Origin of the sequence: Streptomyces ferrugineus (genome assembly GCF_015160855.1) — a bacterium.
Taxonomy (GTDB): Bacteria; Actinomycetota; Actinomycetes; order Streptomycetales; family Streptomycetaceae; genus Streptomyces; species Streptomyces ferrugineus.
In genome coordinates this window covers 2,402,876-2,416,635 of record NZ_CP063373.1, presented here as the reverse complement: position 1 = coordinate 2,416,635, position 13,760 = coordinate 2,402,876, and the positions used below count along the sequence as shown (strand labels likewise).

The following is a 13,760-nucleotide window of genomic DNA, read 5'->3' as shown; positions in this document are numbered from 1 at the left end:
TGGTGCTGTGCGCGGTGGCGGCGGTGCGTCAGCGGCGTTCCAGGGCCCGGGCCGGGTCCGCGTCGGGCGCGCCGCCGATCCAGTCCTGAAACCTGCGGCTGGGGCCCGCCCAGCGCCGGTCGTGGTGGTAGGCGCGCAACTGGGCCTTGGCGCGGGCGCGCGGGCGGCGGCGGTAGAGCCGTTTCGCCCACGGGGAGTCCGGACGGGCCAGGCGGACGGCGCCGAACAGGGCGATGAAGGGGACGATGACCCCGAAGATCGCGATCCGGGCCTTGCCCTTGGCCAGGGCGATCAGGGCGAGGAGGAAGTTCCCGATGACCGTGGTGATCACCGACCCGCGGTCCTGCAGCTCGTCGTCGCTGAGGTCGTTGACGCCGAAGGGCGCGAAGCCGAGGAGGACCAGGCCGACCAAGGCGGCGGTGAGCACCACCACCTCGACGCTCTTGCGGCCGGCCTCGGTCCAGTAGACGTCGTGGAGGTGCAGGATCAGCGCGAACTCGTCCATGACGAGGCCCGCGCCGATCCCGAAGATCACAGCGGCCACGGACGCGGGGAAGCCACGCTGGCCGCCGGCGACCGCGCCGAAGCCTCCGATGATCGTGAGGACGACTCCGGGGACGACGTGGTGGATGTGCACGGAGCCGGTCTCGATGTTGCGGAAGGGCCCTTTGCCGGCCCGGATCAGACGGGTGATGAGGCGGGTGACCACGAAGGTCACCACGAAGGCGGTCAGGGCCAGGAGAAGGGGGAGCTTCCCCGGTTCGACGATGTTCTGCTGCCACCAGTCACCCATGTTCCCAGTGTGTCCGTGGCAGGGGTGGGCTGCCTGGCGGGTACGGCCTGCGGGCTAGTCTGCGCGGGTGACCACGCCCCCGCCCCCGCCGCGCCTGCCCGGTCTCCGCTTCGCCTTCGGCACCCTGAGCGTGCTCCCCGTCGAGGTGAGCCGCTGGGACCGTGAGACGGCGCGCGGCGGAATGCTGTGCGCCCCGCTGGTCGGGGTGGTGCTGGGCTGCGCGGCCGCCGCCGTGGCCCTCGTCCTGCTCCTCCTCGGCGCCGGCCCCCTCCTCGCCGCCGTCGCGGCCGCCGCCGTCCCCGCCGCGCTCACCCGGGGGCTGCATCTCGACGGGCTCGCCGACACCGCCGACGGGCTCGGCAGCGGCAAGCCGGCCGAGGACGCACTGCGCATCATGAAGCAGTCGGACATCGGGCCGTTCGGCGTCATCGCGCTCGTCCTCGTGCTGCTCGCGCAGATCGCGGCGCTGGCACAGCTCTACGACGGCTCATGGGCCCGGGGTGCCCTCGCCACCGTCGTCTCGGCCGCCGCCGCCCGCCTCGCGCTCACCCTCGCCGCCCGCACCGGCGTGCCCGCGGCCCGCCCGGAGGGGCTGGGGGCCGCGGTGGCCGGGGTGGTTCCGGTACCGGGCGCGGTGGCCGTCGCCCTGGCGGTGACCGGCGTCGCCGCCGCGGCGGGCGCGCTGCTGGGGACGGACGACCTCGCCCGCACCGCCCTCGCGGTCCTGGCCGCGCTCGGCGCCGCCGAACTCCTCCTGCGGCACTGCGTACGCCGCTTCGGCGGTGTCACCGGCGATGTCTTCGGCGGCCTCGCGGAGACGGCGGCGACGACCGCGCTCGTGGTGCTGTCACTGGGCTGACCCTCGGCACGCCAGAGCGTGCGGCAACGTGCCCCACGGATGATCGCCCGCACCCGGCACCGCGCAGTGCACCGAGGCGCCCCGCGAGCGGGCCGCCCGCGCCGGGTCGACGCCGGCCGGGACGCCGTACACCAGGTGGCACAGCCGTACTCCGCCGCCGCCCCGCCACGGCTGCGGGCCGAGCCGGGTGTACGAGGCCCAGGTGCCCTCGAAGGTGACCAGGAGGTCGGCGATCCTGGCGTACGACGGGTGCGGTGCGGTGCCGTGGTTCAGGGCGAGCGTGCCGCGGCCGGCGCCCCAGGCAGCCGTCACGAGCCCTCGGTAGTACGGGAACTCCGCACGGCCCGCGGCGACTTGGTCGAGGAAGACGCCGTCCGCGCCGTACCAGTCGCGGTGCCGCGCGATGTCCTGGACGACGGCGGTGTGCGGGCGGCGGCCGTAGTCGGTGTCGGCGTAGCCGAGCACCCGCACGCCCGCCGCCCGCAGCCGGGCCGCGACCTCGGCGAACGCCGGGTCGGGCGCGTCACCGGGGCCGCTGGCCGGGTTCAGCACGACCCCGTAGAGGCGGGGCGCCGCCGCGATGATCGCCTCCCATTCGGCGGGGCGGACGGACGGGTGCTCGTAGTAGGGGATCAGCAGGTCGTTCATCGGTGGGCCGTCGCTCTCCCCAACAGCGCGCAGACCAGGGCGGCCTGGGTGATCGCCGCGGTGCCGTGGACGATCGGGCCGATCCAGTGCGGGCTGCCCGGGTGCGCGGCCAGGGCGATCGTCTGGGCGAGGGCGGCGGCGGAGCAGACCGCGGCCGCGCCGAGCACCGCGCCGAAGGACTGCAGCAGCAGGCCCGTCCACAGGACGACGCCGAGCAGGAGCAGATCGGCGAGGCGTACATCGGTGACGCCGGTGGCGAGGGTGAGGGCCAGGAGGGCCGCCAGGTAGACGGCGAGGCATTCGACGACCGTGAACGCCGTCGCCCGCCGGAACGCCCTCGGTGTGCTGCTGGAGCGCAGGCCCGCGAGGCTGCCGCTGCGGAAGCGGTACAGGAGCCATTCGGCGGGGCCCATGCTGAGGGTCAGGGCGACGGCGGCGGAGGTGTCTCCGACGGCCGCGTAGAGCACGAGGGTGCCGGTGGCCAGGCCGAACAGGGCGTATGGGAGGGATGCGGTGAGGTGGGGGGCCGTTGTTGTCGGTTGTCTGCGGGTGCGTGGGGGCTGGTCGCGCAGTTCCCCGCGCCCCTTGAGGGGCGCGACCTCGCGTAGGCCTAGAAAGGCGACCGCGGCAAGCGAGACCAGCAAGAGGACGAGCCGTGCCGCGTCCGGCACCGGATGGACCAGCGCCAGCACCGCGCCCGCCGCCATCGGCAGCAGGGCCGCCAGCAGAGCTCTCTCGCGGCCCATGACCAGCAGTACCGTCGCCGCGCCCAGGTAGCAGGACTGGCCGACGGCGAAGGCGAGTGCCGTCGGGGCGGCCGTGCCGGTGACGGCGAACGCGACCAGGGCGCCCAGCAGTGCACCCGCCGGTGCGCCGGCCAGCAGCGAGCGGCGGGCGGCGGCGCGGTCGCCCAGGCCCAGCCAGGAGTACGCCCGATGAGCGAGCCCCTGGTTCCAGGTCCAGCCGCACAGGGCGCCGGCCAGTAGCGGGACCGTGCCCGCCGGGAGGCCGAAGTCGTCTCTCGGGCCGGCGAGGAGGGGGGCGCCGAGGACGTAGCCGAGGCCCGGGAGCGCGAAGACCAGGCCGCGCAGGAGGCAGCCCAGCAGTCCGACCTGCCAGGGGTCGGGAACCGGGCCGTCCGGCTCGGGATAGCGGCGCTCGCCCCGCTCGTACAACTCCTCGGCGAGGGCGAAGGAGTTCCTGACGCCGTAGCGCTCGCGTATCTGGTCGTCGGACAGGCCGTCGGACTCCAGCAGCGCGGCGATCTCGTCGGGGTGGACGGCGGCGGCTATGAAGTCGTCGAGGCGGGCGGCGAGTTCGTCGACCGGGTCGGGCCGCGCCCAGCTGGGCCGGGTGCGCTGGTGTGGGATGACGGGCAGGGTGTCGGGGCGGGCGCCGGGCGGCATCCAGATGCTTCCGCTCACCAGCCGGTTCCGTCCGTCGCGACCTTCTCGTACCAGGGGTCGCGCAGCTCGAGGGTCCAGTCGGCGACCGTTTCGAGGGTGGGCTCGTAGACCTCGCAGCTGCCCGCGAGCTCCTGGTAGATCGTCCGGAAGTGGTCCACGGAGCGGCGCAGGGTGAAGCGGTCGATCACGCGCCGGCGGGCCGACTCGCCCAGTGTCAGGCGCCGTTCGTCGTCGTGGAGGAGGGTGAGCGCGGCGGCCGCCATCTTCTCCGGCTCGCGCGGCGGGACGACGAGGCCGGTGTCCCCGACGGCCTCGCGCACTCCCCCGACGTCCGTCGAGACGGTCGTACGGCCGCAGGACATGGCCTCGATGATGGAGAACGGGAAGCCTTCGGAGATGGAGGACAGCATGACGATGTGGCCGGCCGCGTAAGCTCGCCAGACCTCGCTGACGCGGCCCTCGAACGTCAGGCCGTCCCGCACGCCCAGCTCCGCGGCGAGCTTCTCCAGCTTGGTGCGGTAGGCCTCGCCGCCGGGCGGGACGGGGCCGAACAGGCGCAGACGGGTCTCCGGGAGCTCGGCGCGGACCATGGCGTAGGCCCGCAGCAGGGTCTCCAGGTCCTTGATGGGGTCGACGCGGCCGCACCAGGTGAGGGTGGGGACGTCGGGCTCGGGGCCGGCGTGCGGGAAGGCGTGCGGGTCGACGCCGTTGTAGACGGTACGGATCTTGTCGGGGTCGGCGCCGCCGCGCTCCTCCCAGCGGCGGTTGTACTGGTTGCACGGGGTGATCAGGTCGGCCGTGCGGTATCCGTGGGAGTTCAGCTCGCGGTAGAAGCCGAGCATGAACGCCTTCACGGGCCAGCGCTGGGCGGCGCTGCGGTAGCCGAGGTAGCGCTCGCGGAGATAGATGCCGTGCTCGGTGAGGAGGAAGGGGACGCCGTCCAGCCGGCGGGCGGCGAGGGCCGGGAGGGTGGCGAGGCCGCTGCTGACGGCGTGGGCGACGGAGTCCTCCGGGACGCGGGTACCGAGCGGGCGCAGGGCGTGTTCCAGCAGGTCGGTGGCGGTCAGGGCGTCGTGGACGGTGGGGCGGGCGGCCGCGGTCGGCAGATGCGGCATCGTCCAGATCCACATCAGCGACCGCAGCGCTGATTCCGTGCGCAGGGCCGCCGACAGGCGTCCGTCGCGGGCGAGTCGGGCCAGTTCGTCCAGGGCGTCGCCGAAGTCGCGGCGGGCGGCGGGGTCGAGGAAGGAGAGCAGGAAGCGCTCGTAGGCGTCGGTGAAACGGCGACGGGCCCGGCCGTACGGCGCTCTCCTGCGCCCCGGACGCGGGCCCCAGGTCGGCACGGAGGTGTGCCGGCAGACGTTCGGCGGCAGCTCCCAGGCGACGGGTTCGCGGCCGGTCCCGGTGAGCGAGACGATGTGGAAGTCGACCTCCGGCATGCCCTTGACGAGCTGGTCGCACCAGGTGCTGACCCCGCCGTGGACGTGCGGATAGGTGCCTTCGGTGAGCATGGTGACGTGCATCGCTGCGCGGCTCCCCCTGTTTGCGGAATCTGTGGGGGGAACCGCGCGATCGTGCCCGACGGCGGGTTCGTCGTGGCTTGTCGCGCAGTTCCCCGCGCCCCTGACGGGGCGCTCCGGCTAAGGCAGCTTCAGCGTTACTGCCGACTGCAGTGGCTCCGGCGTGGTCCAGGCCGAGCGCCTGCCCGCGTACGGCGTACCGAACGCGGTGGTGCCGATGAGGCGTTGCTTGGTGGTGCCCTCCGGTGCCGTCACCGGGATCTGTGTCCCGGACGGGGCGGTGACGGTGACGGTGTCGCCGATGCGGTACGCCGTGACGGAGCCGTTCGCGAGCGCGGTCCGCCAGGCGGCGCGGCGCTGGAGCTCGGTGCCGATGGCGCTCTGCGCGAGGTTCTGCACCGGGGTGTTGTCGGCGAAGAGCGCCTGGTAGTCGGCGAGCACCCGGTCCAGGACCGGGTACAGCGTGCGGTCCTCGGCCAGGTTGGACTGGTGGGCGTAGTGCGGGCGCGGGTCGTTGCCGATCACATGCCCGAGGGCGGTGCGGGCCTCCTGCGGGACGATGTGCTCGCGGTAGCCGGTGGCGGTGTCCAGCGGCTCGTCCAGGCAGGTCGCGGCGGGGTTCGTCGTGCAGACGCCGCTGCCGCCGTCGGCTGCCGAGGTGTAGATCCAGTTGTACTCGTCGGCCATCTCCTCGTCGGTGCCCGCGTTGTAGTAGACGTTCATCGGGTGGCGGGGCACGGTGCGGGTGCCGGTGCCGAGCGAACGCTGCTCGGGTTCCCGGGAGTTGTCGGAGGCGAGCCAGCGGATGCCGTTGTCGGCGAGGGCGCCGGCGAGGTGGGGGTTGTCGTCGGGCTGCTGCGGCAGGGTCCGCAGGCCGGAGTGCTCGCCGGTCACGAGTTCCGCGCGGTCGAGCGGGAGGCCCTTGGCGACGCCCCAGTTGTAGTTGTTCCTGATCTCTGCCGAGATGTCCGCGCGGCTCATGTACCGCGTCGAGCCGTCGGCGTTCTCGGCACAGCTCCAGGGGACGGTGGAGGTGTCCTGGACGCAGCCGAGGAACGGGTGCGTGTAGGTGTGGTTGATCCAGCGGTACCGCGCCCTGTCGGCGAGCAGCCGGTCGGTGAGGGCGTCGGTGCCGCCGTGCTGGGCCTTCCACTCCTCTCCGGAGCCGGCGTTGTAGACCATGTCCAGCGTGAACCCGCGCTCGCGCTGCCACTGGGCCGCGTACTGCGCGTCGGCCGCGGTCATCCGGATCGGCGTGGTCCCCTCGCCGTCGCCGCCCGCGCAGTCGAAGTCACCGGGCGTGCAGTTGCGTTCGGTGTCCCAGCGGCTGTCGGGCGCGAAGACGTCGTCGACGTGCACGGCGAAGTAGTTGCGCGCCCGCCCCAGGTGCACGCCCTGGGTGAGCCATTCGACGATGCCGCGGGCCAGCACCCGGAACTGCTGCTGGTGTTCGTTGTAGGCGAAGGTCACCACGAGTTCGCGGCGGCCGTCGTGGCGGTACTCGCCGATCAGGCTGCCGCGCCCGGAGCCGCTGGGCACGGGAATGTCGACATAGCTGGTGAAGCCGGTGCGGGGCCGGGCGACGAAGCCGTAACTCTCCGGTACGGCCGGGTCGTTGTCCTCGAACGTGAAGGCGCCGTCGAGATAGCCGAAGTACCCCGTCCTTCCCTCGGTCGTGACGGACGCCTCGCGCCCGTCGAGGGTGCCGGCCCAGCCGCCGTCACCGGTGTGGTCGAGGCCGACTCCGGGGTGGGCCCAGGTGTAGGCGTCGACCTGCGGGATGCCGTAGGTCCGTTCGTAGCTCTCCAACGCGGTCTGTTCGGCGGATCCCGCGCCGAACGGGGTCTCGTTGGGCAGGACGACGCCCTGGAACCTGGCGCGCGGTACGCCGTTCACCGTGTCGCTGAGGAACGTGTCGGTGATGGTCGGGCGGTCGGCGTCGTTCAGGTCGACGGTGGTGTACGGGATGCCGGTGCTCTCGAGCTGGGCGGCGATGGCCCGCACGGGGCTGTCGCCGTTGTCCACGACCAGCACCCTGAGATCGATGCGCGGTTCCCCGGCGGCCGCGGCGCCGGGTGCTGCCGGCCCCAGGGCCAGCAGGCCGGCGGCCGTGAGCACGGCGGCAGCATTTCTCCATCTGTGCGCGGTGTGCGCCATTGATTGCCTTCCCCCCAGAAGATCCCCGTGGAAATCATGCAAAGCGGCAAGCCGGCGGCTCACCGGATCCAGACGAGTGTGACTCAGCTCACCGGGCGCGGGGATCAAGAAATGGCCGCGACGCCACCGACAGGTGAACGCCCGCAGGAATGAGCGAACGCTCACACGAGCGTAGGCTCATCCCGAGTGTTCGCCGTACCGGGGAAGGCCCCGCTGATACCGCACCCGCCGATACCGCACCCGCAGGACGGAACTAGGGTCGGCCGTCGGGCCCGGTCGACCCACACCAATCGGCCATCGCAACTTCACATCGGAAGCGAGATTTCACCACCGTGACTGCTCTCACTCTCAGCACCGCCGCGGCGCCCGGCCTGCGGGCCGACGCGATCGTGATCGGTGTCGCCAAGGGCGCCGACGGCCCCGTCGTCGCACCGGGCGCCGAGCCCGTGGACAAGGCGTACGACGGCAGGCTCGCCGGCGTCCTGGAGACCCTCGGTGCCTCGGGTGCCGAGGGCGAGGTGACGAAGCTCCCCGCACCAGCCGGCTTCAAGGCCCCGCTCGTGGTGGCGGTGGGGCTGGGTGCCGCGCCCGAGAAGGACGCCGCGTACGACGGCGAGGCCCTGCGCAAGGCCGCCGGTGTCGCCGCCCGCGCCCTCGCCGGTTCCAAGAAGGCCGCGTTCGCGCTGCCGCTGGGCGACTCCGGTGACGTCGGCGCCGTCGCCGAGGGCGTGCTGCTCGGGGCGTACGCCTTCGACGCCTACAAGGAGAACGCCAAGGACGCCGGCAAGGGCGCCCAGGGCAAGAAGAACGGCAAGGCGCCCCTCGCCGAGGCCGCGCTGCTCGGCGCCAAGCCCCGCGACAAGGAGCACAAGGCCGCCATCGAGCGCGCCACCGCCGTCTCCGAGGAGCTCAACCGCGCCCGCGACCTGATCAACACCCCGCCCAACGACCTCAACCCCGAGTCGTTCGCCGCGGTCGCCGCGGCGGCCGCCAAGGAGCACGGCATCAAGGTGCAGGTGCTCGACGAGAAGGCGCTGACCAAGGGCGGCTACGGCGGCATCCTCGGCGTCGGCTCCGGGTCGGCGGCGGGCCCGCGGCTGGTGAAGCTGTCGTACACCCACTCCAAGGCGGACAAGCACCTCGCCCTGGTCGGCAAGGGCATCACCTACGACTCGGGCGGCATCTCGCTGAAGCCGGCCGGGCACAACGAGACGATGAAGTGCGACATGAGCGGCGCGGCCGCCGTGTTCGCCGCCGTCGTCGCCGCCGCGCGCCTCGGGCTCCGGGTGAACGTCACCGGCTGGCTGGCGCTCGCCGAGAACATGCCGTCGGGGTCCGCGGTGCGCCCGGGTGACGTGCTGCGCATGTACAGCGGCAAGACCGTGGAGGTACTCAACACGGACGCCGAGGGCCGGCTGGTGCTCGCCGACGCGCTGTGGGCGGCGTCGCAGGAGAAGCCGGACGCGATCGTGGACGTGGCCACGCTCACCGGCGCGATGGTGCTGGCGCTCGGCAACCGCACGTTCGGCGTGATGGCCAACGACGACGCGTTCCGCTCCGCGATCGTGGAGGCGGCCGAGGAGGTCGGGGAGCCGTCCTGGCCGATGCCGCTGCCGGAGCACCTGCGCAAGGGGATGGACTCGCCGACCGCCGACATCGCCAACATGGGTGAGCGGATGGGCGGCGGGCTGGTCGCCGGTCTCTTCCTGCGGGAGTTCGTGGGCGAGGGGGTCACCTGGGCGCACCTGGACATCGCGGGGCCGGCGTTCAACGAGGGCGGTCCCTTCGGGTACACGCCGAAGGGTGGTACGGGGTCCGCCGTGCGGACGCTGGTCCGGCTGGCCGAGCTGACGGCTTCGGGCGACCTGGGCTGACGTCGTCGACGACCGAGGGGGCTCCGCGCGCGGGTAGGGCGGAGCCCCCTCTTGTATGCGCGTCTTGTACGCGCGCTCAACCGAACGTGGGGCGTCTCACACACCGGCCCGGCGTCTCGTTCGGTGTGGACAAGTGCGAAGATGGGGCTCGGCAGGACAGGGCCCCCACCACAGGGCCGAAGAAAGAGCGGCCGGACACCAGCCGCCGACCGGTCAACGCTGACCGGCGTACGGCGCACATGCATGGAGGACGTGACGTGGCGAACGACGCCAGCACCGTTTTCGACCTAGTGATCCTCGGCGGTGGTAGTGGCGGTTACGCCGCGGCCCTGCGCGGGGCGCAGCTGGGCCTGGACGTCGCCCTGATCGAGAAGGACAAGGTCGGCGGCACCTGCCTGCACCGGGGCTGCATCCCCACCAAGGCCCTGCTGCACGCGGGCGAGATCGCCGACCAGGCCCGCGAGAGCGAGCAGTTCGGTGTGAAGGCCTCTTTCGAGGGCATCGACATCGCCGGGGTCCACAAGTACAAGGACGGCGTGATCGCCGGCCTGTACAAGGGCCTCCAGGGCCTCGTGGCCTCCCGCAAGGTGACGTACATCGAGGGCGAGGGCCGGCTGTCCTCCCCGACCTCCGTCGACGTCAACGGCCGGCGCGTCCAGGGCCGCCACGTCCTGCTGGCGACCGGCTCCGTGCCGAAGTCGCTGCCCGGCCTGGAGATCGACGGCAACCGCATCATCTCCTCGGACCACGCCCTCGTCCTGGACCGCGTGCCGAAGTCCGCGATCATCCTGGGCGGCGGCGTCATCGGCGTCGAGTTCGCCTCCGCCTGGAAGTCCTTCGGCTCCGAGGTCACCGTCATCGAGGGCCTGAAGCACCTCGTCCCGGTCGAGGACGAGAACTCCTCGAAGCTTCTCGAGCGCGCCTTCCGCAAGCGCGGCATCAAGTTCAGCCTCGGCACCTTCTTCCAGAAGGCCGAGTACACCGCCGACGGCGTCAAGGTCACCCTCGCCGACGGCAAGGAGTTCGAGGCCGAGGTCCTGCTGGTCGCCGTCGGCCGGGGCCCGGTCTCCGCCGGTCTCGGCTACGAGGAGCAGGGCGTCGCCATGGACCGCGGCTACGTCCTCGTCGACGAGTACATGCGGACCAACGTCCCGACCATCTCCGCCGTCGGTGACCTCGTCCCGACCCTCCAGCTCGCGCACGTCGGCTTCGCCGAGGGCATCCTGGTGGCGGAGCGTCTGGCCGGTCTGAAGACCGTTCCGATCGACTACGACGGTGTCCCCCGCGTGACCTACTGCCACCCGGAGGTCGCCTCCGTCGGCATCACCGAGGCCAAGGCCAAGGAGATCTACGGCGCGGACAAGGTCGTCGCTCTGAAGTACAACCTGGCGGGCAACGGCAAGAGCAAGATCCTGAACACCGCGGGCGAGATCAAGCTCGTCCAGGTCAAGGACGGCGCGGTGGTCGGCGTCCACATGGTCGGCGACCGCATGGGCGAGCAGGTCGGAGAGGCCCAGCTGATCTACAACTGGGAGGCCCTGCCGGCCGAGGTCGCCCAGCTCGTCCACGCCCACCCGACGCAGAACGAGGCGCTCGGCGAGGCCCACCTGGCCCTTGCGGGCAAGCCGCTCCACTCGCACGACTGACCCTCGGTCGAAGAAGCGACGACTCAGACTTCCGCAATTCGTAAGGAGCAACCGAAACCATGGCGGTTTCCGTAACCCTTCCGGCGCTCGGCGAGAGCGTCACCGAGGGCACTGTCACCCGCTGGCTGAAGGCCGAGGGCGAGCGCGTCGAGGCCGACGAGCCGCTGCTCGAGGTCTCCACCGACAAGGTCGACACCGAGATCCCCTCCCCCGCCGCCGGCGTCCTGGCCTCCATCAAGGTCGCCGAGGACGAGACGGTCGAGGTCGGTGCCGAGCTGGCCGTCATCGACGACGGCACGGGCGCGCCCGCCGCCGCGCCGGCCGTCGAGGAGGTCCCGGCCCCCGCTGCCGAGCCCACCCCGGCTCCGGCCGCCGAGGCTCCGGCCGCCGAGGCTCCGGCCGCCCCCGCCCCGGCCGCCGCCCCCGCCGCTCCGGCCGGTGGCGCCGCCGAGGGCACGGACGTGGTCCTGCCCGCGCTCGGCGAGTCCGTCACCGAGGGCACCGTCACCCGCTGGCTGAAGTCGGTCGGCGACAGTGTCGAGGCCGACGAGCCGCTGCTGGAGGTGTCGACGGACAAGGTCGACACCGAGATCCCCGCCCCGACCTCCGGCACGCTGCTGGAGATCGTGGTCGGCGAGGACGAGACGGCCGAGGTCGGCGCCAAGCTGGCCGTCATCGGCGCCGCGGGTGCCGCTCCGGCGGCCGCTCCGGCCCCGGCGGCTCCGGCTCCCGCCGCTGCTGCCCCGGCTCCGGCCGCGCCCGCCGCTCCGGCTCCGGCCCCCGCCGCCCCGGCCGCGCCCGCCGCTGCCGCTCCGGCTCCGGCCGCTCCCGCCACCCCGGCTCCCGCTCCGGCCGCTCCGGCTCCCGCGCCCGCGGCCCCGGCCCCGGTCACCCCGGCTCCGGCCGCTCCGGCCGCCGCCCAGGCGACCGACGAGGGTGCCTACGTCACCCCGCTGGTGCGCAAGCTCGCCGCCGAGAACGGCGTCGACCTGGCCACCGTCAAGGGCACCGGCGTCGGCGGCCGGATCCGCAAGCAGGACGTCATCGCCGCCGCCGAGGCCGCGAAGGCCGCCGCCGCTGCTCCGGCTCCCGCCGCGGCCGCGGCTCCGGCCGCCGCGAAGAAGGCGCCGGCCCTGGAGGTCTCCCCCCTCCGCGGCCAGACCGTCAAGATGCCGCGCATCCGCAAGGTCATCGGCGACAACATGGTCAAGGCGCTGCACGAGCAGGCGCAGCTGTCGTCGGTCGTCGAGGTCGACGTCACCCGGCTGATGAAGCTCCGCGGCCAGGCCAAGGACTCCTTCGCCGCGCGCGAGGGCGTCAAGCTCTCCCCGATGCCGTTCTTCGTGAAGGCGGCGGCCCAGGCGCTGAAGGCCCACCCGGTCATCAACGCCAAGATCAACGAGGCCGAGGGCACGATCACCTACTTCGACACCGAGAACATCGGTATCGCGGTGGACTCGGAGAAGGGCCTGATGACCCCGGTCATCAAGGGTGCCGGCGGCCTGAACATCGCCGGCATCGCCAAGGCCACCGCCGACCTGGCCGGCAAGGTCCGCGCCAACAAGATCACGCCCGACGAGCTGTCCGGCGCGACCTTCACCATCTCCAACACCGGTTCGCGCGGCGCGCTGTTCGACACGATCATCGTGCCGCCGGGCCAGGTGGCCATCCTCGGCATCGGCGCGACGGTCAAGCGTCCCGCCGTGATCGAGACGGCGGAGGGCACGGTCATCGGCGTCCGCGACATGACGTACCTGACCCTCTCCTACGACCACCGCCTGGTGGACGGCGCCGACGCGGCCCGTTACCTGACGGCGGTCAAGGCGATCCTGGAGGCGGGCGAGTTCGAGGTCGAGCTCGGCCTGTAGTCGCCGATCAAGCAGTACGACGCCCCGTCCGGAGCCTCTCCGGACGGGGCGTCGCTCTTGGTCGGGGGCACCGGCAACCCCCCAGGGGCGCGGGGCTGTATCGATATGCGGCTCCGCCGCGTGGGCGCGACCAGCCACACACCGCCCGCACTCGCCAAACGACAGATCACCCCACCGCATTAGGCGCCCGCCCCTACCCAAACCCCGTGTAAGTCTCGTCTCACCTGCACGACAGCGCCCCCACGCGCCCTCCCCACGGAGCGCACCGGCCTTATTGTCTAAACGTCAGCCGCGCCCTAAGGAGCCCTCATGACCGCCCCCGTCATCCACTCGCTGCGCGAACAGATCCGCGAGCACATCCTGGAGGGGATCATCAGCGGTCGCTGGCAGCCGGGCGAGCGGATCGTGGAGCGGCGGATCGCCACGGAGCTGGAGGTCAGCCAGACACCCGTACGTGAGGCGCTGCGCGAGCTGGAGTCGCTGCGCCTGATCGAGTCCGCGCCCAACAAGGGCGTGCGGGTGCGGAATCTGACCGCCGCCGACCTGGAGGAGAGCTACCCGGTCCGGGCCGGCCTGGAGGCCATCGCCGCCGAGCTCGCGGCCGACCGTCTCGCCGAGGACTGCTCGGCCCTGGAACCCCACGTCAGCGCCCTCTACGAGGCCGACCGCAACGCCGACGGCACGGGCCAGGTGCGGCACACGGTCGCCTTCCACCGCGAACTGGTGCGGGCCGCCGGCAACTCCGTGCTGCTGCACACCTGGGAGGGCCTGGGCATCGAGGTCTTCACGGCCCTGTCCATCCGCTGGCTCGGGACCGTTCAGCAGTCGTACGCGGAGGAGCACGAGGAGCTGGTCCAGGCGTTCCGCAGGCGGGACCCGAGGATCGCGGAACTGGTGAAGGCACACGTCCTCGGCTGCGCGCCGCGGGCGTGACACAGCCGAGCATCCACGCGCTCACCTGCGGAAACCGTTCGAAAACGCGGCACCCG

10 protein-coding genes are annotated in these 13,760 nt (G+C 72.6%); 5 read left to right on the top strand and 5 right to left on the bottom strand.

Translation table 11 applies throughout. The features are described from left to right. Positions 1–28: 28 nt before the first annotated feature. Complete coding sequence (locus tag IM697_RS10990; RefSeq protein WP_194047047.1) at positions 29–793, bottom strand: hypothetical protein; 765 nt, start codon at positions 791–793, stop codon at positions 29–31. 67 nt (positions 794–860) lie between these two features. Between IM697_RS10990 and IM697_RS10985 the strand changes: the two genes are divergently transcribed. After that, on the top strand, positions 861–1,652 hold the full coding sequence (locus IM697_RS10985; RefSeq protein WP_194047045.1) for an adenosylcobinamide-GDP ribazoletransferase: 792 nt from the start codon (positions 861–863) through the stop codon (positions 1,650–1,652). Here IM697_RS10985 and IM697_RS10980 read toward each other — a convergent pair. The 4 genes from IM697_RS10980 to IM697_RS10965 form a co-directional block, all read right to left on the bottom strand. Next, positions 1,641–2,300 (bottom strand): spherulation-specific family 4 protein, encoded by a 660-nt coding sequence (locus IM697_RS10980; RefSeq protein ID WP_194047043.1) that lies wholly within the window; start codon positions 2,298–2,300, stop codon positions 1,641–1,643. The genes IM697_RS10985 and IM697_RS10980 overlap by 12 nt on opposite strands. Next, positions 2,297–3,724 (bottom strand): hypothetical protein, encoded by a 1,428-nt coding sequence (locus IM697_RS10975; protein WP_194047041.1) that lies wholly within the window; start codon positions 3,722–3,724, stop codon positions 2,297–2,299. Before IM697_RS10975 ends, IM697_RS10980 begins: the two co-directional genes overlap by 4 nt. Next, complete coding sequence (gene pelF, locus IM697_RS10970) at positions 3,721–5,229, bottom strand: GT4 family glycosyltransferase PelF (protein ID WP_228044621.1); 1,509 nt, start codon at positions 5,227–5,229, stop codon at positions 3,721–3,723. The genes IM697_RS10975 and pelF overlap by 4 nt, the downstream gene beginning before the upstream one ends. Before the next feature lie 117 nt (positions 5,230–5,346). Next, complete coding sequence (locus tag IM697_RS10965; RefSeq protein ID WP_194047040.1) at positions 5,347–7,383, bottom strand: hypothetical protein; 2,037 nt, start codon at positions 7,381–7,383, stop codon at positions 5,347–5,349. Positions 7,384–7,715: 332 nt separating this feature from the next. On the opposite strand from IM697_RS10965, the gene IM697_RS10960 reads away from it, so the two are divergent. From IM697_RS10960 to IM697_RS10945, 4 genes are all read left to right on the top strand, one after another. Further along, a complete protein-coding gene (locus tag IM697_RS10960) occupies positions 7,716–9,257 on the top strand; it encodes a leucyl aminopeptidase (protein ID WP_194047038.1) in 1,542 nt (513 codons plus the stop codon). A 257-nt stretch (positions 9,258–9,514) separates the two neighbouring features. Continuing rightward, positions 9,515–10,903 carry a dihydrolipoyl dehydrogenase gene (gene lpdA / locus IM697_RS10955; protein WP_194047036.1) on the top strand — a complete coding sequence of 463 codons (1,389 nt, stop codon included), beginning with the start codon at positions 9,515–9,517 and terminating at the stop codon, positions 10,901–10,903. A 59-nt stretch (positions 10,904–10,962) separates the two neighbouring features. After that, positions 10,963–12,771, top strand: coding sequence for a 2-oxoglutarate dehydrogenase, E2 component, dihydrolipoamide succinyltransferase (sucB, locus tag IM697_RS10950; RefSeq protein ID WP_194047034.1), 1,809 nt, complete (start codon positions 10,963–10,965; stop codon positions 12,769–12,771). Positions 12,772–13,080: 309 nt separating this feature from the next. Continuing rightward, positions 13,081–13,704 carry a GntR family transcriptional regulator gene (locus IM697_RS10945; protein WP_194047032.1) on the top strand — a complete coding sequence of 208 codons (624 nt, stop codon included), beginning with the start codon at positions 13,081–13,083 and terminating at the stop codon, positions 13,702–13,704. Positions 13,705–13,760: the final 56 nt, after the last annotated feature.